The organism is Pseudarthrobacter sp. efr-133-R2A-89 (assembly GCF_030209315.1).
GTDB lineage: Bacteria > Actinomycetota > Actinomycetes > Actinomycetales > Micrococcaceae > Arthrobacter.
Genome location: NZ_JARVSE010000005.1, coordinates 175,734 through 196,439, shown reverse-complemented (window position 1 = coordinate 196,439; position 20,706 = coordinate 175,734). Strand labels below are relative to the sequence as shown.

Annotated in this window: 16 protein-coding genes; 5 read left to right on the top strand and 11 right to left on the bottom strand. The window is 67.6% G+C overall.

The window, feature by feature from the left end; translation table 11 throughout:
• Positions 1-18 precede the first annotated feature (18 nt).
• From QRM95_RS10090 to QRM95_RS10075, 4 genes are read right to left on the bottom strand one after another with little or no spacing between them, the layout of a single operon-like run.
• Complete coding sequence (locus tag QRM95_RS10090) at positions 19-765, bottom strand: HAD family hydrolase (RefSeq protein WP_285247626.1); 747 nt, start codon at positions 763-765, stop codon at positions 19-21.
• Positions 765-2,279 carry a glutamate--tRNA ligase gene (gene gltX / locus QRM95_RS10085; RefSeq protein ID WP_285247625.1) on the bottom strand — a complete coding sequence of 505 codons (1,515 nt, stop codon included), beginning with the start codon at positions 2,277-2,279 and terminating at the stop codon, positions 765-767. The genes QRM95_RS10090 and gltX overlap by 1 nt, the downstream gene beginning before the upstream one ends.
• A gap of 57 nt (positions 2,280-2,336) precedes the next feature.
• The gene (locus QRM95_RS10080; RefSeq protein ID WP_285247624.1) at positions 2,337-3,113 is read right to left on the bottom strand and encodes a fumarylacetoacetate hydrolase family protein; all 777 of its coding nucleotides are present in this window, start codon (positions 3,111-3,113) and stop codon (positions 2,337-2,339) included.
• A gap of 5 nt (positions 3,114-3,118) precedes the next feature.
• Complete coding sequence (locus QRM95_RS10075) at positions 3,119-3,946, bottom strand: MBL fold metallo-hydrolase (protein ID WP_285247623.1); 828 nt, start codon at positions 3,944-3,946, stop codon at positions 3,119-3,121.
• 138 nt (positions 3,947-4,084) lie between these two features.
• Between QRM95_RS10075 and QRM95_RS10070 the strand changes: the two genes are divergently transcribed.
• A complete protein-coding gene (locus tag QRM95_RS10070) occupies positions 4,085-4,678 on the top strand; it encodes a hypothetical protein (protein ID WP_285247622.1) in 594 nt (197 codons plus the stop codon).
• 76 nt (positions 4,679-4,754) lie between these two features.
• Here QRM95_RS10070 and QRM95_RS10065 read toward each other — a convergent pair whose 3' ends face one another.
• Complete coding sequence (locus QRM95_RS10065) at positions 4,755-5,867, bottom strand: branched-chain amino acid aminotransferase (protein WP_285247621.1); 1,113 nt, start codon at positions 5,865-5,867, stop codon at positions 4,755-4,757.
• Between the two features lie 104 nt (positions 5,868-5,971).
• Positions 5,972-7,024: a 3-isopropylmalate dehydrogenase gene (locus tag QRM95_RS10060; protein ID WP_285247620.1), complete on the bottom strand. Its 1,053-nt coding sequence runs from the start codon at positions 7,022-7,024 to the stop codon at positions 5,972-5,974.
• A gap of 151 nt (positions 7,025-7,175) precedes the next feature.
• Here QRM95_RS10060 and QRM95_RS10055 point away from each other — a divergent pair, with 151 nt between their 5' ends.
• From QRM95_RS10055 to QRM95_RS10040, 4 genes are all read left to right on the top strand, one after another.
• A complete protein-coding gene (locus QRM95_RS10055; protein ID WP_285247619.1) occupies positions 7,176-8,369 on the top strand; it encodes a sensor histidine kinase in 1,194 nt (397 codons plus the stop codon).
• 2 nt (positions 8,370-8,371) lie between these two features.
• Entirely contained in the window at positions 8,372-9,100 is a 729-nt protein-coding gene (locus QRM95_RS10050) for a response regulator (protein WP_285247618.1), read from the top strand.
• A 101-nt stretch (positions 9,101-9,201) separates the two neighbouring features.
• On the top strand, positions 9,202-9,978 hold the full coding sequence (locus QRM95_RS10045) for an ABC transporter ATP-binding protein (protein ID WP_026264225.1): 777 nt from the start codon (positions 9,202-9,204) through the stop codon (positions 9,976-9,978).
• 2 nt (positions 9,979-9,980) lie between these two features.
• Positions 9,981-12,509 (top strand): FtsX-like permease family protein, encoded by a 2,529-nt coding sequence (locus QRM95_RS10040; protein WP_285247617.1) that lies wholly within the window; start codon positions 9,981-9,983, stop codon positions 12,507-12,509.
• Positions 12,510-12,595: 86 nt separating this feature from the next.
• On the opposite strand, the gene metG is transcribed toward QRM95_RS10040, so the two are convergent.
• From metG to ilvC, 5 genes are all read right to left on the bottom strand, one after another.
• The gene (metG, locus tag QRM95_RS10035; RefSeq protein WP_285247616.1) at positions 12,596-14,155 is read right to left on the bottom strand and encodes a methionine--tRNA ligase; all 1,560 of its coding nucleotides are present in this window, start codon (positions 14,153-14,155) and stop codon (positions 12,596-12,598) included.
• Positions 14,156-14,190: 35 nt separating this feature from the next.
• The gene (locus QRM95_RS10030) at positions 14,191-14,946 is read right to left on the bottom strand and encodes an ABC transporter ATP-binding protein (protein WP_018760051.1); all 756 of its coding nucleotides are present in this window, start codon (positions 14,944-14,946) and stop codon (positions 14,191-14,193) included.
• Positions 14,943-17,741: an ABC transporter permease gene (locus QRM95_RS10025; RefSeq protein WP_285247615.1), complete on the bottom strand. Its 2,799-nt coding sequence runs from the start codon at positions 17,739-17,741 to the stop codon at positions 14,943-14,945. Before QRM95_RS10025 ends, QRM95_RS10030 begins: the two co-directional genes overlap by 4 nt.
• Positions 17,742-17,957: 216 nt before the next feature.
• Positions 17,958-19,547, bottom strand: coding sequence for a phosphoglycerate dehydrogenase (gene serA, locus QRM95_RS10020; RefSeq protein WP_109045023.1), 1,590 nt, complete (start codon positions 19,545-19,547; stop codon positions 17,958-17,960).
• Between the two features lie 125 nt (positions 19,548-19,672).
• The gene (ilvC, locus tag QRM95_RS10015) at positions 19,673-20,698 is read right to left on the bottom strand and encodes a ketol-acid reductoisomerase (RefSeq protein ID WP_285247614.1); all 1,026 of its coding nucleotides are present in this window, start codon (positions 20,696-20,698) and stop codon (positions 19,673-19,675) included.
• Between the last annotated feature and the right edge of the window lie 8 nt (positions 20,699-20,706).

Genomic DNA, 20,706 nt, shown 5'->3' with positions numbered 1-20,706 from the left:
CGGCCGCCCGGACAGGACCTAAGCGAAGAGCGGGCGAAGGTCCGCCAGCGTGGTGACCGCGGTTCCACCAAAGTGGGCCGCGGTCTCGGCGTTCCGGTTGAGCCAGACGCCAACCAGTCCGGCCGCCGTCGAGCCTTCCGCGTCCAGCAGGCGGTTATCGCCCACGTACATCGTCTCGGCCGGGACAGTGCCCAGGAGCCTGACGCCTTCCAGGTAGATGGCCGGATCCGGCTTGGCCACGCCCAGGGTGTCAGTTCCCACGAGGTGCTTCACGCGTTCAAGGCCGGCGCCGTCCAGCTTGGCGCGCTGGTAATCGTGAACGTTGTTGCTGACGGCTCCGTACGGGATCCCGGCGGCGTCCAAAACGTCAAGAAGCGGCGAAACATCCGGGAACGGCTTCACATAGGACGGCTGCTTCTCCACGTACGCGGCCAGCCAGCGGTGCGATTCATCGCCGTCGCCCAGTTCCACGCCAAAGTGGCCCAGGGCGGCGCGGCCCCGGAGGAGGCGCTGTTCGTTGAACGTCAGCTCGCCGGCCAGGTAGCGGTCGTAATAGTGCGTGGTCTCATGGGTGAAAATCCGGCCGAACCGTTCCCACCCGGCCTGGTCCAGGCCGGGCAGGAGGTGTTCACTGACCTCGCGCAGGGCGGTGGTCATTGAGTACTCAAGGTCCACCAGGGTGTCGTCGATGTCGAACAGGACGCCCCTGACCACTCCCCACGGCGTGGGCCGGGCACCCGACCGGGCTTCGCTCGGTGCCGTCATCAGCCGCGGAAGGCGCGGAGCCTGCGCAGGGAGGACTCCTTGCCCAGGATGACCATCGATTCGAACAGGGGCGGGGAGATCCGACGGCCGGAAACAGCTGTCCGGACGGGCCCGAACGCGAGCCGCGGTTTGATGCCAAGGTCCTCCACCAGGGCCTGCTTCAGGGCTGCCTGGATGCCCTCCGCTGTCCAGTCTGCCACCGGTTCCAGGGCGGCAAGGGCGGCATCCAGCACCTCGGAAAGGTTCTCGGGAAGGCCCTTGCGGGCGTCAGCGGCGACGTCGACGGCGTCGTCCGCCTTGAACAGGAAGGCCAGCATGTCCGGCGCCTCACCCAGCAGAGTGATGCGTTCCTGGATCAGCGGTGCGGCTTCGGTGAGGATTTCTTCCTCGCGGTCAGTGAGGATCTCCCCCACCAGGCCTGCGTCGCGCAGGTAGTGCGCCACCCGGTCGCGGAAGACCTTGGGCTCCAGCATCCGGACGTGCGTGCCGTTGATGGCCTCGGCCTTCTTCAGGTCGAAACGCGCGGGGTTGCCCAGGACGTCGTGGATGTCGAAGTGCTCCACCAGCTGTTCGACGGTGAAGATGTCTTCGTCGGCGCTCAGCGACCAGCCAAGCAGGGAAAGGTAGTTGAGCAGCCCTTCCGGGATGAAGCCCCGCTCGCGGTGCAGGAACAGGCTGGACTCGGGATCCCGCTTGGAAAGCTTCTTGTTGCCCTGGCCCATGACATAGGGCAAGTGGCCGAACTCCGGCATGTACTCCGCGACGCCCACGGCGTACAGCGCCCGGTACAGGGCCACCTGGCGCGGAGTGGAGCTGAGCAGGTCTTCGCCACGGAGCACGTGGGTGATCCCCATCAGGGCGTCGTCCACAGGGTTGACCAGGGTGTACAACGGGGCACCGTTGGCACGCACCACGGCGAAGTCCGGCACCGATCCGGCCTTGAACGTGATTTCGCCGCGGACCAGGTCGGTGAACGTGATGTCCTCGTCCGGCATGCGCAGGCGCAGGACGGCCTGCCGGCCTTCGGCCCGGTACTGTGCCAGCTGCTCCTCGGTCAGGTGCCGGTCGAAGCCGTCGTAGCCCAGCTTCGGGTCCCGGCCGGCGGCGCGGTGGCGCGCCTCGATCTCCTCCGGGGTGGAGAAGGACTCGTAGATGAATCCGGCGTCGTGCAGGCGCTTGATGACGTCCTGGTAGATGTCGCCACGCTGGGACTGCCGGTACGGTTCGTGCGGGCCGCCCACCTCGACGCCCTCGTCCCAGTCGATGCCCAGCCACTTCAGCGCGTCCAGCAGCTGGTGGTAGCTCTCCTCACTGTCCCGGGCTGCGTCCGTGTCTTCAATCCGGAACACCAGGGTGCCCTTGGTATGGCGGGCGTAGGCCCAGTTGAAGAGCGCGGTCCGGATCAGTCCGACGTGCGGGGTACCCGTGGGCGAGGGGCAAAACCGGACGCGAACGGGGGTCTCAGCGGTGACTGGCGGAATGGAGGCGGCAAGCGACGAAGAAGCGATAGTCATAGTGGCTTCAACTTTACCCGCCTGCCCGCCCTCCGGCCTTCCGCGCGGCAGCCGGGGTCAGCGGCGGACGATCGGGTTGGAGAGCCGGCCGATGCCTTCTATTTCCACTTCGAAGCGGTCGCCTTCCTTGACCAGTCCCACGCCGGCCGGTGTTCCGGTCATGATGACGTCGCCGGGCAGGAGGGTGAACGCGTGCGAGACGACGGATACGAGCTCCCGGACGCCCCGGATCATCTGGCTGGTGCTGCCGTCCTGGCGGATTTCCCCGTTGAGCCGGCCCTGGATCTGCAGGTCCTCGGTGTCCAGATCGGTCTCGATCCACGGGCCCAGCGGAGCGGAGGTATCGAAGCCCTTGGCCCGGGTCCACTGCAGGTCCGTCTTCTGGACATCGCGGGCAGTGAGGTCGTTGCCGCACGTGTAGCCAAAGATGACATCGTCAACGCGGTCTTCGGGGACGTCCTTGCAGATCCGCCCGATCACCACGCACAGTTCGGCTTCGAAGGAGACTTCTTCGGAAAACTCCGGCAGCACCACGGGGTCGTTCGGACCCACCACCGCGGTGTTGGGCTTCAGGAACAGCAGTGGCTGGGCGGGCACCTCGTTGCCCAGCTCGTGCGCGTGCTCCACGAAGTTCCGGCCCACCCCGATGACCTTGCTCCGCGGGATGATGGGTGCCAGCAGCCGGACGTCCTCCAGCTTGTGGCGAACGGAAGTGCGCTCCACACCGTTGAAGAAAGGGTCGCCGTGGATGACAGTGATTTCCTCACTCCCGGTATCACCTTCCACAACGCCGTACAGGGGATCGGAATCGACAACAAACCTCGCAATACGCATGGCTCCTACCCTACCGTTTCGCCGGCGCCGTCCTGCCTGCCGCGTTCAAGCCCGCGAAGGTAGGAAAGCTGTGCGGCCACGGACAGCTCGGCGGCGCGCCGGACGGAAGGGTCGACGCCGGCATAGACGGCGTCCGCCACCTCGCGCACGGATGCGTCCCCGCCGAGGGTGCGGAGCGCGGCACGGATCTGGGCCAGCCGTTCCTCCCGGTGCCGGCGGTAGTCCCGGACGATGTCCCGCAGGGACGGCAGCACCGGGCCGTGGGCCGGCAGCACGGTCGCGTTCCCGAGGGCCTCCAGCCGGTCCAAAGTAGCGAGGTAATCCCCCAGCGTGCCGTCCGGAAAGTCCAGGACGGTGGTGCCCCGGCCCAGGACGGTGTCCCCCGTCAGCACCGAGCCGTGCTGCCCGTCGGCAGCGAGATGGAAGCACACGGAATCCGAAGTGTGGCCGGGGGCAGCCAGCACCGTGATGTCCACTCCCGCCGCCTGGATCAGTTCTCCGTCGGCCAGCGGCGCTCCGCCGCCATGGCAGTGGCGGTGGTCAGCCGCCCGCACCGGCGCTCCGGTCAGTTCGTGCAGGCGGGCCGAACCGGCAGTATGGTCCGCATGCCGGTGCGTGACCAGGACCAGTTCGACGACGCCGGCACTGGCCAGTGCCTCCAGGTGCGGTTCATCGTCGGGTCCTGGGTCAACCACCACGACGGCGGAGTGGCCGGGGGCGCGCAGGAGGTAGGAGTTGGTGCCGTCCAGGCTCATGGGGCCCGGGTTGGGTGCCAGGATGAACTGGGTGAGGCCGGAGCTGCGCTGCAGGCCGGGGCCGGTAACTGGGGTCACTGATCCATCCTTGCACCAAGCCCCGCCCTCCCCCACCCCCTTTTCCCTGAGTGCACCGGCGGAATAGATCGGCCGCCTGCGGGGGTTGGCAACCTGTGACAGCACAACGATCTTCACCAGGAAGCCGGACCCCGCCCCATGAGCACACCATCACTCGCCGACCTTCTCGCCCGCGCGGACGCAGACGGCCACGACCATTCGGCGACCGAAAAGGCCACCGGCCTCCTGCACATCCACAACCACGCGACCGGCAGCATCATCTGGTTTCCCACCTGGAAGAAGTTCCGCGAGACAACCGACTGGACGGACGCCGTCACCGGCATCACGGCGGAACTGTCTGCCGCCCCCGCGCCCGCTGACCAGGCCGGCGCCGCACTGATCGCTGCAGACCTGGAAGCGCTGCTGGACCAGGCCTCCCGCTCGGCTGACGCCGCCGTCTTCGTCCAGGAAAACCTCATCCGCCACCTGACCCGGACGTGGGCTGTCGGCGACGCAGTGGCACAGGCCGGCGGCAAGGACCTGTTCAGCAGCGGCTCCACCCCCGCCGTCTACGCCGGCTACCCCTACGACGTCTATGCCCAGGACGGCGGCGTCTTTGCCACCACGCTGTGGAACGACCTCATCGATGCCCGGCGCAACCGCGCCCTGGCGGAAGAAGCTGCCCGCAAGGCACTCAAGCCCGTGTCCCGCAAAGCGATGAAGAACGCTGCCCGGAAGGCCGCGCGCCGCTGACCCAGCACCGCCTGCGGCAACGCAAAACGGCGCCTTCCGGACCTAAGTCCGGGAGGCGCCGTCGTACGCGGAGAACCTAGGCCAGGCGGGTCAGCCAGCCGTGCGTGTCAGGTTCGGCTCCGGTTTGGATGCCCAGGAGCTTTTCGCGGATGGCCATGGTGGTTTCGCCGGCTTTGGCGTCCTCGGAGCCGATGAACTCGGTGGCGTCCTTCAGTACCCCTATGGGCGTGATCACGGCCGCTGTGCCACATGCGAACACTTCGGCAATGTCGCCGGAGGCCACGCCGTCGCGCCACTCGTCAAGGGTGATCTTCCGCTCGGCCACGTCGCGGCCCATGTCCTTGGCCACCTGGATCACGGACATCCGGGTGACGCCCTCCAGGATGGTGCCGGTGAGGGCGGGCGTGACCAGGGAGCCGTCCTTCATGACGAAGAAGACGTTCATGCCGCCCAGCTCTTCCACGGCGTTGTCATTGGCCTGGTCGAGGAACAGGACCTGCTTGCAGCCGTTGGCTTCGGCCTCCTGCTGCGCGATGAGCGAAGCGGCGTAATTGCCGCCGCACTTGGCGTCGCCGGTGCCGCCGCGGCCGGCGCGGGCGTACTGGCGCGAGATCCAGATAGAGACCGGCTTGAGTTCACCGCCGAAGTAGTTGCCGGCAGGAGAGGCGATCACCCGGAAGGACACCTCGCGGGCGGCGCGGACACCCAGGAACGCCTCGGTGGCGATCATGAAGGGGCGCAGGTAGAGGGCTTCGCCGTCGCCGGAGGGCACCCATTCCTTGTCGGCAGCAACCAGTTCGCGGATGGCGCCGAGGAAGTATTCAGCCGGCAGTTCGGGCAAGGCCAGGCGGCGGGCCGACTTGTTCAGCCGGGCCGCGTTCGCCTCGGGCCGGAAGGTCCAGACGGAGCCGTCAGCGTGCCGGTACGCCTTGAGTCCCTCGAAGATTTCCTGGCCGTAATGGAACACAGCGGCGGAAGGGTCAAGGACGATCGGGCCGTAGGGCTCGATCCGGGCATCGTGCCAGCCGCCGTTGCCGTCCGCGTCAACGCTGTAGTCGACGATGGCGGTGTGGTCGGTGAAGTAGTTGCCGAATCCCGGGTTTGCCAGGATGGCTGCACGCTCTTCGGCGGACTTCGGGTTCTCCGAAGGCTGCCGGGTGAATTCGACGCCATGGGCGGTCTGAGTCATGGTTCCTCCACGATCGGCCGCCCCGGGGTTCAGCGCTGAACAGCGAGGCGGCATTTGGTGATTCGAGTCAAGCTTACGCCCGAAGCCGGGGCCCCCGGCGTGGGCTAGAGTCCGGCGGCGATGGCGTCGCCGACGGCGCTGGTGCTGCGGGCGGTTTCGTCGCGCTTTTCGACGTCGGCAACCACAGCGGCTTCGATCCGGCGAGCGGCTTCGGCGTACCCCAGGTGGTCCAGCAGGAGTGCCGCGGAGAGGATGGCGGCGGTGGGGTCGGCCTTGCCCTGGCCGGCGATGTCCGGCGCCGAACCGTGGACCGGCTCGAACATGGAGGGCGCGGTGCGGTCCATGTTGATGTTGCCGGACGCCGCCAGGCCGATGCCGCCGGTGATGGCGGCAGCGAGGTCGGTGATGATGTCGCCGAACAGGTTGTCGGTGACGATGACGTCGAAGCGGGACGGGTCCGTGACCATGAAGATGGTGGCGGCATCAACGTGCAGGTAGTCGTGGGTGACGCCGGGGAATTCCTGGGCGACAGCCTCGACGGTGCGCTTCCAGAGATGCCCGGCGAAGACCAGGACGTTGTGCTTGTGGACCAGGGTGACGTGCTTGCGTTCGCGGAGGCTGGCGCGGCGGAAGGCGTCGCGGACCACGCGCTCCACGCCGTGGGCGGTGTTCAGGGACACTTCCGTGGCGACCTCGTGCGGGGTTCCGGCACGCAGTGTGCCGCCGTTTCCGACGTAGGGCCCTTCGGTTCCTTCACGCACCACGATGAAGTCGATGGTCCCGGGGTTGGCCAGCGGGCTGCCGACCGTTCCGTAGAGCCGCGACGGCCGCAGGTTAACGAAGTGGTCCAGGCTGAAGCGGAGCTTGAGGAGCAGTTCGCGTTCGATGATTCCTGAGGGGATGCGCGTGTCGCCCGGGGCGGCGCCCACGGCACCGAAGAGGATCGCGTCGCGCGTCTTCAGGTCCGCCAGGACGTGGTCCGGCAGGGTTTCGCCGGTGGCGAGCCAGTGCTCGGCGCCGAGCTCGTAAAGTGTCGGCTTGAGCTGCACGCCCTCCGCGGCCACGGCCTTCTCGAGGACTTTGAGGGCCTCGGCAATGACTTCGGGGCCGATGCCGTCGCCGGGAATAACTGCAAGATCGATGGAGGATGCGCTCATGTTTTCAGGGTAGCCAAGTCATCCATATGGTGGGCAAGCCGTCCCACATTTCGGACACGTCGTCAGCGGGCGGCGTGGCGGGCGCGGCGGCCGGAGAAGGATCAGCCCCAGGGATGAGGCACTCGCCACCACGACAGCATAGAGTTCCGGGGTGGAATTACGGCACAAGGTTTATCGCTGGATCCGGGTCAACACTTTCCGAGTTGACCTGGTCCTCATGCTGGCGGTCCTGCTGATATGCGGTCCCGTTTACCTCATGGCGGACCGTCCCTGGCACTTCCTGCTGTCCTGCGCCCTGGTGGTGCCGCTGGCGTGGCGGCGCACCAGGCCGGTGCACGCGGCCGGCGCCATCGTACTGGCGTGCCTCGTCTTGTGGGCAACCGGGCTGGAGCCGCTGGCCGGGCTGCTGGCTGTTCCGCTGATTATCTATGCCGTTGCCGCCTACGGTCCTGCCCGGGCCAGCCGTACGGTCCTGGCACTGGGACTGCTGGGCGGCGTGCTGCTGACCACCCGCAATCTCAGCAGCACGGCTGAGACAGGCGTGCTGGGCCTGACCATCAGCGCTGTCTACACGGTCCTGATCTGGATGCTGGTCCTGTTCAGCTGGACCCTCGGAGACCTGACGCGCGTGCGCCGGCAGCAAATGCAGACCCTGGCCGACCGTGCCCGCCGGCTCGAAATCGAACAGCAGCAGGAACGCTCCCTGGCGGCAGCCGATGAACGGGCGCACATTGCCCGTGAGATGCATGACATCGTGGCGCATTCCCTGTCCGTGATCATCACGCAATCTGACGGTGCGCGGTACGCCGCGGCTGCCGACCCCGCCGTGGCCACGGAGACGCTGGCCACGGTTGCCGCCACGGCACGGACGTCACTGGCCGAAATGCGCCGCCTCCTGGGTGTGCTGCGGCACGGCGATGAGTCCACCACCCGCCCGTTGCCCGGACTTGCGGACCTCGATGAACTGTTCCTGGGGTTCCGTGCGGCAGGCCTTCCGCTGGACGTCGAACAGTTGGGGTCTCCGCGGCGCACCCTGCCTCCGGGCGCCGAACTCACGGCATACCGGGTCCTCCAGGAATCCCTGACGAACGTCCTCAAGCATGCAGGTCCGCAAGCCCGGGCCCGGGTCTTGGTGCGGTGGCAGCCGCGCGGGCTGCAGCTTGAGGTGCACGACGACGGCCGGGGCGCTTCTGCCCATCCGGCAGTCGGAGCCGGGGAAGGCGGCGGTAACGGGCTGCGGGGCATGCGGGAGCGGATCAGCCTTTACGATGGTTCGTTGGCGGCCGGCCCGGCCGCGGGCGGGGGCTTCCAGGTTTCGGCCTTCCTTCCCTACACCGAGGCTTGAGCATGACTTTGCCACTAGACCGCGACAGCACCGCTCCTATCCGCGTGGCGCTGGTCGATGACCAGCAACTGGTGCGCTCGGGATTCAGCATGCTGATCAACTCCCAGCCGGACCTTGACGTCGTGGTCGAGGCCGGGAACGGGCTCGAGGCACTCCAGGCCCTCGGAGCAGCAGCCGCGGACGTCGTCCTGATGGACGTGCGCATGCCGGGAATGGACGGCATCGAGGCCACCCGCAGGCTCATCGAACGCGCCGCTTCCGCCCCGGCCGGGTCTGCCAGGGCTGAACTTCGCATCGTCGTGCTCACGACCTTCGACCTGGACGAGTACGCACTGGCGGCCATCGAAGCCGGGGCCAGCGGTTTCCTCCTGAAGGACGCACCACCGGAGGAACTGCTGGACGCCATCCGCACGGTGCACCGCGGGGACGCCGTCATCGCCCCCTCCACCACCCGCCGGCTCCTGGACCATGTAGCTCCGCTGCTGCGCGCACAGGGCAACGAACGGCCCGAGGACCAGGAAGCCGTCGAACGGCTCACAGCCCGCGAGCGCGAAGTCTTCACCCTCATGGCCCAAGGTCGGTCCAACCCTGAGATCGGGGCAGACCTGTTTGTCTCCGAAGCAACCGTCAAAACGCACGTAGGGCACATCCTGGCCAAGCTTGGGGCACGCGACCGGGTCCAGGCAGTCGTGATCGCCTACGAGACCGGGGTGGTCACTCCCGGAGGCTGACGCTCGGCACGGTGGTGTCAGACCTGGGTATGAGTCCGGCCCCGGCAGGACCAGACCACCGGCCGATTCCCGGGCGCCGGGCCCGGCCATAGCGTGGAACCATGACAACTTCCGCGCATGCCCATACTGCTTTGAACAGGCAAAATATCCCATCCGCTCCCGCCGTGCAGGCCCTCTCCCTGGCCAAGACGTACGGCCGCGGCGCCACCCGCGTCAGCGCCCTGCGCGAGGTCAGCGTCACGTTCGATGCCGGCCGCTTCACCGCAATAATGGGCCCTTCCGGCTCCGGAAAGTCCACCCTTATGCACTGCCTCGCTGGACTCGACAGTGCCGACTCCGGCCAGATCCTGGTTGGCGGAACAGACATTACGGCCCTCAATGACAAACAGCTGACAGCGCTTCGCCGCGACCGGATCGGATTCGTGTTCCAGGCCTTCAACCTGGTGCCCACACTGACCGCCGAACAGAACATCACGTTGCCGCTGGCGCTGGCGAACAAAGCCACGGACGCGGCCTGGTTCGACACGGTGGTGGCCACGCTCGGCCTCAAGGACAGGCTCCGGCACCGGCCGCATGAGCTCTCCGGCGGCCAGCAGCAGCGGGTCGCCGTAGCCCGGGCCCTGCTGACCCGTCCCGACGTGGTGTTCGGGGACGAACCCACCGGCAACCTTGATTCGACCGCTGGCGGCGAGGTCCTCGCACTGCTGCGCCGCAGCAGCCGGGAAATGGGCCAGACCATCATCATGGTCACCCATGATCCGGTGGCGGCCAGCTACGCCGACCGGGTGGTCCTGATGAACGACGGCGGCCTGGTGGGCGAGATCGCCGAGCCCACCGCCGGGTCCGTCCTGGCCGCCCTCGGCAAGCTGGGAGGCTGAGCGTGCTGCGCGTTGCCTTCTCGCAATTCCAGTCCCACAGCCGCCGCTTCATAGCCGTCGGCCTGGCAGTCATGCTCTCCGTGGCGTTCCTGTCCACCACCCTGATGGTCGGGGCGAGTACCCGTGCTTCGCTGGGTGCCAGCCTCGGGGAGGCCTACAGCAAGGCCGGCCTCATCGCCACCCCGGACACGGGAACCTTCAACGATGCCGCGCTGGCAGCAGCCCGTGCGGTCCCCGGCGTGACCGAGGCCTATGGCCGGATGCAGGCGTACGCCGAGTTCACCGCAGGCGGCCAGGAGGTGTTGGCGCAAGCCCGGAACCTGGCGCCAATGGCCTTGGAAACCGCGACCGTGACCGGCGGCGCCCTCCCGGAGAGGGCTGACGGCGTCGCCGTGGACGGGGCTACCGCCGCCCGATACGGGCTGCGCGTCGGCGACTCCCTGACCCTCAAGGCCCCCGACGCCGCCACAACAGTGGCCATGACCGTCACCGGGATCCTGCGAGGCAGCAACGACCCCTTCACCTCTGCCCTCCCGCAGATCCTCTCCGGGACACCGGCCGTCAGTGCCCTGGCTGCCGGCGCCCGGGACGCTCAAGGTGGTACCGGCGCCGCTGGCTACGGAAGCATCCAGCTGGCCCTGGCTTCGGGCTCCGACGCCGCCACAACCAGCAAGAACGTGGCGGCGGCGCTCACCGGTGCCGGCGCCGGGGTGCAGGTGAAGACAGCAGACGAACAAGTCACCGCCCAGGTGGCGATGATGACCGGAGGCCAGGATGAACTGACGATCATCCTGCTGGCATTCGCCGGGGTCGCCCTGATTGTCTCCGGACTGGTGGTGACCAACACCTTCGCGGTGCTGGTGGCCCAACGCACCAGGGAACTGGCGCTGCTCAGGTGCCTGGGGGCGGGCCGGAACCAGGTGCGCAACTCGGTCCTGGCCGAAGCCCTGGTGGTGGGCCTGGTCTCCTCCGCCGCCGGTGTGCTCGCCGCCGTCGCCCTGATGGCTGCCCTCATCGGCTGGGCCGGGACGCAGCCGGACATGACGTTTGCCACCATGGCCGTCCCGCCGTCGTCCGTCATTGCGGGGCTGGCGGTAGGCACACTCCTGACCCTGGGCGCCGCCCTGGTTCCCGCGAAAGCTGCCACGGCTGTGGCTCCGCTTGCTGCCCTGCGGCCGGTTGACGATGCCGGAATCGGGAACCGGCGGGGCCGCCTGCGGCTGGTGCTGGGCCTTGCCGCCCTTGCCCTCGGGGTTCCGTTGCTGGCCCTCGGCGCCGCGGGCGTGATGCTGGTCGTGGCCTTCGCCGGCGGCGTGCTCTCCTTCGTGGGCGTCCTGCTCTGCGCCACCCTGTTCGTGCCGCGGCTGGTGGGCCTGGCGGGACGGTTGGCCTCTCCTGCCGGCGTCCCCGGGAAGCTGGCCGCCCTCAATGCCGTCCGCAACCCGGCCCGGACCTCCGTCACTGCTGCCGCCCTCTTGATCGGCGTCACGCTGGTGTCCCTGATGATGACCGGGGCTGCCACTGCCCGGCAGGCGTTCGATGACGCCCTCGCCGGCACCTACCCCGTGGATATGGTGATCACCGGGGATGCTCTGACATCCGCCGAGCGTGACGCAGTGGCACGGGTGGACGGCGTCGCAACCGCGGCTTTGCTGCCGGCAGCGGGCACCTTGGCCGGCGAAGGGATGGGCAGCCCCGTCTATGCCCTCGACGCGGCAGAGGCCGGCCGGCTGCTCCGCGACACCGCGCTCACCCTTGAGCCGGGCAGGATCTACCTGCCGGAAGGCTCCACGGCCGGACCGGTTGAGGTCACCGGGCCGGCCGGGCCGGCCTCCCTGGAAGCGGTGGTCATGCGGACCCGCAACTTCCCGGCACTGGTCTCCACCGACACCGCCCGCCAGTCGGGCCTGACGGGCGGTGGCGTTGCCCCAACCGACAATGCGCGGACAGATGGCACCGGTCCCGCGGACAGTGCCGTGTGGCTGCGCCTGGCCGACGCTCCCGGCGGCTCCCTGTCCGCGGACCGGATCAAGGACATCCAGTCCGCTGTTGCGGCGGCAGCAGGCGTGTCCGCGGGTGCAGTCAGCGGCGCCGCCATCGAGCGGGTCACCTTCAATGAGGTCATCGACTTACTGCTCTTGGTGGTCACGGGCCTGTTGGGGGTGGCGGTGCTGATCGCGCTGATCGGCGTGGCCAATACATTGTCGCTGTCCGTCCTCGAACGGACCAGGGAAAACTCCCTGCTCCGGGCGCTGGGCCTTAGCAAGGGCCAGCTGCGGGGCATGCTGGCCCTCGAGGCAGCCCTGGTGGCCGGCGTCGCCGCAGTGATTGGTGCTGCCCTGGGCAGCATCTATGGCTGGCTGGGCGCGCGGTCGGCGCTCGGCAGCCTGGCCGAGGTCACCCCCTCCGTCCCCTGGCTGCAGTTGCTGGGCGTGCTGGGGGTGGCCGTCGTCGCCGGCCTGCTGGCGTCGGTCATTCCTGCCCGGCGCGCGGCACGGCTGTCACCCGTCGAGGGACTTGCCACCGCATAGCCGTGACGGCGGGTCAGTGCGCCTGCAATGGGAAAGGGCAGGTGGCGCGGAAGTCCGCGCCACCTGCCCTCATCCGCACCGGAACCTCAGGCTTCGGCCGGTTCCTCGAATTTGGGGAAGACGGGAACCGGGGCGGGCAGCGCCGTACCGGGAACGATCGGTGTTGCGATCGCGGTGAACTGGCGTGCATCCCCCTCTGGCTGGCCCAGGGCGTCCAGGAGCTTCGCGGTGGCGCCGGGCATGACCGGCTGGGCGAGGATCGCCACAATCCGGAGCACCTCCAGCGTCACGTACAGCACCGTGTTCATGCGCTCGACGTCGGTCTTTCGGAGCACCCAGGGCGCCTGCTCGGCGAAGTAGGCGTTGGTGTCCCCCAGCACGGCCCAGATGGCCTCCAGCGCGCGGCTGAACTCCTGCTTGTCGAACGCCGCCCGTGCGGCGTCCAGCAGGCCGTTGGCCCGGGCCAGGATGGCGGTGTCGGCGGCTGTGAGCCCGCCGGGGGCGGGTACGGCGGCGCCGCAGTTCTTGGCCACCATGGACAGGGAGCGCTGGGCGAGGTTGCCGAAGTTGTTCGCCAGGTCCGAGTTCATCCGGCCCACGATGGCCTCATGGTTGTAGCTGCCGTCGGCCCCGAACGGGACTTCGCGCAGGAAGAAGAAGCGCACCTGGTCCAGGCCGTAGCGTGCCACGAAGTCGGCGGGAGCCACCACGTTGCCCAGGGACTTGGACATCTTGACCCCGTTGTTGTTCAGGAAGCCGTGGATCATGACGCGCTTAGGCAGTTCCAGCCCGGCGCTCATCAGGAACGCCGGCCAGTAGATCGCGTGGAAGCGTGAAATGTCCTTGCCGATGACGTGCACGTCGGCGGGCCAGTACTTCCGGAACTTTTCGGACTCGACATCCGGGTAGCCCACGCCGGTGAGGTAGTTGGTCAGCGCATCCACCCACACGTACATGACGTGCCTGTCGTTGCCGGGGACAGGGACACCCCAGTCGAACGTGGTCCGGCTTATGGAGAGGTCCTCCAGGCCGCGCTTGACGAAACTGATGACCTCGTTGAACCGGTACTGCGGGGCACCGAATTCGGGGTGCGCCTCGTAGAGCGCCAGCAGTTTGTCCTGGTAGGCGGACAACCGGAAGAAGTAGCTCTCCTCCGCCGTCCACGTCACCTCGGTGTCCGTCTCTTTCGAGTAGCGCACGCCGTCGTCCTTCACCACCGTGTCATCTTCGCCGTAGAAGGCCTCGTCCCGGACGGAGTACCAGCCTTCGTACTTGGAAAGGTAGATGTCGCCGTTGGCTTCCATCTTCTTCCAAATGGCCTGCGATGCGGTGTAGTGGTCCTCGTCCGTGGTCCGGATAAACCGGTCGTAGCTGACGCCCAGCGCAGCGTGCGCCGCCTTGTAGATCTCGGCGTTCCGGGTCACCAGTTCCTTGGGCGTAATGCCTTCCTTCTCCGCGGCCTGGGCGATCTTCATGCCGTGCTCGTCCGTGCCGGTCAGGAACATCACGTCATAGCCGTCCAGCCGCTTGAAGCGCGCCATGGCGTCGGTGGCTATGTACTCGTAGGCGTGGCCGATGTGCGGCACGCCGTTGGGGTAGGTGATGGCCGTGGTGATGTAGAACGGCGTTTTCTCTGAAGCAGTCACGGTCGGACGTTACCTTCGGTGCGTGAGTGGGTGGGCTAGATCAGTTCTGTCAGGGTATCGCTGAGCCGGACCAGTTCGTGGTCGTGCGAGGCCACCAGGACGGCGATGCCGTCGGAGGTGGTGTCCTTCAGGATGCTGATGATGCGGTTGGCGGACGCGCGGTCCAGGCTGGCAGTGGGTTCGTCCACCACCAGGACGCGGGTGCCCAGGATCAGGGCCCTGGCGATGGCCACGCGCTGCCGTTCACCGCCGGAGAGCTGGGCCGGGCGGTGCCGCATGCGGCGGCCAAGACCCACCAGGTCCAGCAGGTCCTTGGCCATGTCGCGCCGCTGCTCCACTTCGCCGTCGGGCACGGCGGGCAGCAGCACGTTTTCGAGGGCACTCATGCCGTCGATCAGTGCACCGCCCTGGTCCACGTAGCCGATGAGCGCACGGCGGCGGTCGGCGATTTCGTCGTCGCCCATGCTTTCGAGCGAGTCGCCTTCCCAGAAGACGCGGCCCGACGTTGGCAGGGTCAGCCCCGCGCCAACGGTCAGGATGCTGGTCTTGCCCGAACCGCTTCGGCCGGCGACGCAGTGCATCTCCCCCGCGTGCAGGGTCAGGTCGAAGCCCTCCACCACGCTGACTGCCTCGGCGCCGCCCTTTCCGCCACCGTAACGGATGGTGATGTCGCGCATCTCCAGCGGGGTGGCGTGATCGGCAGACTTGACGATGGTGTTGGCCCGGGTCTGCAGGGGGACCTCAGTGGAGCCGCTCCGGCGGCTGCGCTGGACATTCGTCGGGTTTGTCATTGGACCACTTTCGTTGCAATCGGTATCCAGCAAAGTACGGCCACCAGCCCGGCCACGGCGGCCCAGATGGCCGCGTAGGGTGCCAGCAGCAGGCCGATGCCCAGGGCGCCCAGCACGCCCAGCGGCAAGGCCACGGTTCCCACCAGCGCGTTCTCGAACAAACGCACCTGGCGAAGCATGTCCGGGTTCCAGCCCATGGCCTGGAGGATGCCCAGGTATTGGCGCTTGGAGTTGAGCTCGAAGCGTCCGGTCACCAGGGTGAGCACCAGCCCCACGGCCACGCCGGCCACTGCCAGCAGGATGCTGGGCAGCGTCACGCTGGCCGCGGCAAGTCCGCTCAGGGCACTGGCACCTGCAGCGCGTGGAATGTCGATCAGCAGGGCGATCAGGCCGCCGACGGCGGCGCCGAAGACACCCACCGCCACGGCCAGGGACAGGGTGTTGAACTTGTTGGTGCCCAGCTGACGGTTGGCGAAGGTCAGCGGCGAATCGACGGGGATGAGGCGCTCGTCATGCTGCGGTTCCTGGTCGATCACGTCGCGGTGGCGGAGTTGTTGCGCGGCGAACAGGGCCGCGCCGCAGTAGAGGACCACGACGGCGGCGCACACCAGGGCGGTCGGCAGGCTCCAGCTCAGCAGGCTCAGCAGGATCCCGGCGGCGGCAAGCAGGACGGCGCCGACGCCGAACTCCTCAAGGACCCAGGTGCGGATCCGCCGTTGGGTCCAGCCCATGGCCCGCAGTGTTCCGGCCTCGCTGCGGCGTTTCCGGATGTAGCTGACGGTTGACGCACCGGTCAGCAGGGCCGCACCGCAGAGGGTGAGGAACAGCAGGGTGACGTTCGTGCCGGACAGGGATCCTGCCACGGCGTCGGCGGCATTCTGCCGGACCCAGGACTGCTGGACCGTTCCCAAAGCGGACTCCTTGCCCGCCCCGTCCTTGGAGTAGCCGGGGACGGCGATGCTGGTCTCCTCGCGGGCCGAACCGGCCACGATGGTGGCGTCCAGGCCCATGTCCCGGATTTCGGCGGCAAGCTTCTCCACCTCGGGCTGGGCTTCCTTCCAGCTGCCCGGAGCCTTGGCCCGGACGCGGACGGCGTCGATGACCGAGGCGTTCTGCTTGTAGCCGCGGGCCGCCGCGAGGCCGTAGTAGTCGGTGATCGCACCGGCAGACTGGCTCGCCAGCCCGGTGGCGCTGAGGGAAGGCTTCAGTTCCGCGGCGGGGACATCCTTCCCTGCGGCGTCCTTGACCAAGGTGAACGGCGTGGGGTCGTAGCCGCCCAATGGAAGCTTGTTGACGTCACCCGAGGCGGCGGCAACGGCAGCGGGGTCGAATGTGCCGTAGACCATGGGCAGCGGCTGGGCGGGCTGCTGCTGGCCGGTGGACAGGTTGTCCCGGTACGAGCGCTCGTCTACCGGATCGCGCTGCGTCTGGTCCACGGGGGCGCCGCTGGCAGCCTTGTCCGGCAGCCGGTTCACGGTGACCCAGTCACCGGGAACCGCGGTCTTGTCCACGGCACCGTTGGCGGCGGTGTCACCGTCGGTGTACTTGGGGGCGCCGGCGAAGTTGGTGCTCCACTTGGCGGGAGTGTAGAGGCCTTGGTTGAAGTTGCCGTTGTTCCCCAGGAGGGACGAGTGGTCGGTGGAGCCGGGCCATGACAGCACGAAAGGGTCCTTGGACACGAATGGCAGGTAATCCTTGCCCAGCGACTTGGACACCGTGCCGACGTCCTTGACCACCTTGCCGGCGTCGTCGATTTCCTCGATCTTGACGTTGTACTTCAGGTCCAGCGACGTGCCCGACCGGACGATCAGCGGCACGGCCTGTGAGCCGCCGGTGAGCTGGCCGGTTCGCTTGGCCTGCTGGTACTGGGTCATCAGGGGGGCCCAGTACTTGAGCTTGACGCCGAGGAAATCGGGGCCTTCCTTGAGCTGGTCCATGCTGATGCCGTTGGTGAAGAGGCCTTCCAGGTACCGTCCAACGGCGCCGGCGTCACGGGCGTCGGCAGGGGGCGCCTTTTCCAGCGGAGCCAGGAAGTCGCCCGCGGAGCCCAGGAGGGCGCGCTCGGCCGCCGGATCCACTGCCACGACCGATTCGGTGACCTCGGGGGCGAGCGGCAGCGCCACGGAGAGGTTGAAGAGGTTGTGCTCTGAGCCGCCGGCGGGGTTGGGGAATTTGATGCCCGTCTCCCCTGCCGGTGCGGCGATGCGGATGCTGCTGCCACCCTGGGCCTTCTCTTCGACGAGCCGCGCCTTGCCCAGGGTGCCTTCGGCGGTGGTTTTGAAGAGGGTCTGCTCGGAGTTTCCGTCGGAGCTCACGGCGCTGGCCGTCAGCCGGTACTTCTTGGCAGTGTCGCTGAGGACGGATTCGGCTGCCGGCCACTGGTTCGGGGCGGTGGCCCCTGCGGCCTGGTCGGCGGTGGCGGTGCCGGCGAGCCCGGCGTTGTAGCCGAGGTAGTCCATGGCGTCGAGCCGCGGCGTCTCAAGGTTCTGGGTTACCCGCGAGACCAGGCTGATGGGTGCGGCCACGGACGTGCCGGAGAGTTTCCGGATGGAGTCCAGCTGGTCGAAGCCAATGCCACCGGCGCCATTGGCGATCTCAGGCTGGAGGAGTGCTCCGGAGGGCGCCTTGGCCTGGACCAGGATGTCGTAGAGCCCCCTCGAATTTTCGTCGATTGTCCGGTTGAGCGCGGCCTGTGACTGGCTCTGGACGACGACCGACAAGCACATGGCTGCGATCAAGATGGCCGCGGTCAACAGCAGCACCCTGCTTCTGATGAACCTCTGGACGGCGTTCATGGAACTCCCTGAAACCTGGATTGCGTGCGCGCACTTCCAACCGCCGGGCAGACGTGGGCGATGGCGGACGGATGTGCAAAAGGTATTGGCCGGTCTGCCGGCTACGGTCCTGAACCAGGACCAAGCCATTGTAAGCAGACCGGCCAATCATACGTGGCTCCGCCCGGGCGTGCCCGCGCGGAGGAGCGGCTTCGGCGTTTCGGCCGGTGTGTCGCGTTAGTCTTCCAGGTCCACTTCCCGGACCATTTCAGCGCCGATGCCGGCCTTGATGGCGTCCAGCACCTGCTGGGGCACGGAGCTGTCGATGGTCAGCAGGGCCAGGACCTGGCCGCCTTCGTCGGAGCGGGCCACCTGCATGCCGGCGATGTTGATGTTGTTCATGCCAAGGATGTGGCCGATGGTGCCGATGACGCCGGGGCGGTCGGTGTAGGCCACCACCACCAGGTGCTCGCTGATGGGGATTTCGACTTCGAAACCGTTGATGCCCACCAGCTTCTCCACCTGCTTGGGGCCGGTCAGGGTCCCGGCCACGGAGATCTGGCTGCCGTCGCTCAGGGCGCCGCGGAGCGTCAGGACGTTGCGGTACGACTCGGTGTCGGGGGTGGTGATCAGGCGGACGTTGATGCCGCGCTGCTCGGCGATGACGGGTGCATTGACGTAGGACACCTGCTCGGTCACGATGTCGGCGAAGATGCCCTTCAGCGCAGCCAACTCCAGGACCTTGACGTCGAGGGAGGAGATTTCGCCGGCAACTTCGACGTCGAACTGGGTCAGGGACGCGTGGGTCAGCGCGGTGAAGATGCGGCCCAGCTTTTCGATCAGCGGGATGCCCGGGCGGACGTCGGGAGCGATCACGCCGCCGGCCACGTTGACGGCGTCCGGCACCAGTTCGCCGGCGAGGGCCAGGCGGACTGACTTGGCCACGGAGACGCCGGCCTTTTCCTGGGCTTCATCGGTCGAGGCACCCAGGTGCGGGGTCACCACCACGTTGTCGAGCTTGAAGAACGGCAGGTCGGTGCTGGGTTCCTTGGCGAAGACGTCGACGCCGGCTCCGGCGATCTCGCCGTCCTGCAGGGCCGTGAAGAGGGCTTCCTCGTCCACGAGGCCACCGCGGGCGACGTTCACCACGTAGGCGGTGCTCTTCATCTTCTTGAAGGCGTCAGCGCCGAGCATGCCCACGGTCTCCGGCGTCTTGGGCATGTGGATGGTGATGAAGTCGGACTGGGCCAGGAGCTCATCCAGGGTGACCAGCTGCACCCCCAGCTGCGCCGCGCGGGCGGACGTGATGTAGGGGTCGTAGGCAAGGATCTTGGTGTCGAAGCCCTTAAGACGGGCTGCCACGAGAGCGCCGATCCGGCCGAGGCCGATGATGCCGATCTTCTTCTCGAACAGCTCGATGCCGGTGTACTTGGAGCGCTTCCACTCGCCATCCTTGAGGGCGGCACTGGCCTGCGGGATGTGGCGGGCCAGGCTGAGGATGTGGCCCACGGTCAGCTCGGCGGCGGACACGATGTTGGACGTGGGGGCGTTGACCACCATGACGCCGGCCTGGGTGGCCGCCTTAATGTCGACGTTGTCCAGGCCCACGCCGGCACGGGCGATGACCTTAAGGTTCTTGGCGGCGGCGATGGCTTCGGCGTCCACCTGGGTGGCGGAACGGACCAGGATGGCGTCTACGTCACTGATCGCCGAGAGCAGCTGGGAACGGTCTGCGCCGTCAGTCTGGCGGATTTCAAAGTCCGGGCCGAGGGCCTCGACGGTGGCGGGGGAAAGTTCTTCGGCGAGCAGTACTACGGGTTTTGACACGGCTGATCCTCTGCGTTGCAGTCCTGGGGATGGAAACAAGTCTAGGCCGACGGAAAGGCCGGGCTCACATTGTTAAGTGTGAACCCGGCCTCACCGCTGCGGTCTGCGTGGTTGGGCTGGCAGCCTTAGCGGGCTGCGGAGCCTTCCACGTAGTCCACGTCCTGCTGCTGCCAGGAGAACAGGGAACGCAGCTCGCGGCCCACGGCCTCGATGGGGTGCTGTTCAGCCTTGGCGCGCAGTTCCTTGAACTCGACGCCGCCGTTGTCCTGGTCCTCGATGAAGCGCTTGGCAAAGGCACCGGACTGGATGTCGGCCAGGACGGCCTTCATGTTTTCCTTCACCTCCGGGGTGATGACGCGCGGGCCGGAGACGTAGTCGCCGTACTCGGCGGTGTCGGAAACGCTCCAACGCTGCTTTGCGATGCCGCCTTCCCACATGAGGTCAACGATGAGCTTGAGCTCATGCAGCACCTCGAAGTAGGCGATCTGCGGCTGGTAGCCGGCTTCGGTGAGGGTTTCGAAACCGTACTGGATCAGCTGGGACACGCCGCCGCAGAGCACGGACTGCTCGCCGAAGAGGTCGGTTTCGGTTTCCTCGGTGAAGGTGGTCTTGATGACGCCGGCGCGGGTGCCGCCGATGGCCTTGGCGTAGGACTTCGCCAGCTCCCAGGCGGAACCGGAGGCGTCCTGCTCGACGGCGATGATGTCCGGGATGCCGCGGCCGGCTTCGAACTCGCGGCGGACGGTGTGGCCCGGCGCCTTCGGGGCGATCAGGATGACGTCAACGCCCTCGGGGGCCTTGATGTAGCCGAAGCGGATGTTGAAGCCGTGGGCGAAGGCGAGGGCCTTGCCCGGGGTCAGCTTGTCCTTGATGGAGTCGTTGTAGATCGCGCGCTGGTGCTGGTCCGGCGCGAGGATCATGATGACGTCGGCCCATTCGGCGGCGTCGGCAACGTTCTTGACCGTGAAGCCGGCGTCCTCGGCCTTGGCGGTCGACTTGGAGCCTTCCTTCAGGGCGATAACGACCTCGACGCCGGAATCGCGCAGGTTCAGCGCGTGGGCGTGGCCCTGCGAGCCGTAGCCGACAATGGCAACCTTGCGGCCCTGGATGATGGAAAGGTCGGCGTCGTCGTCGTAGAACATTTCAGTCACTTGCGTAA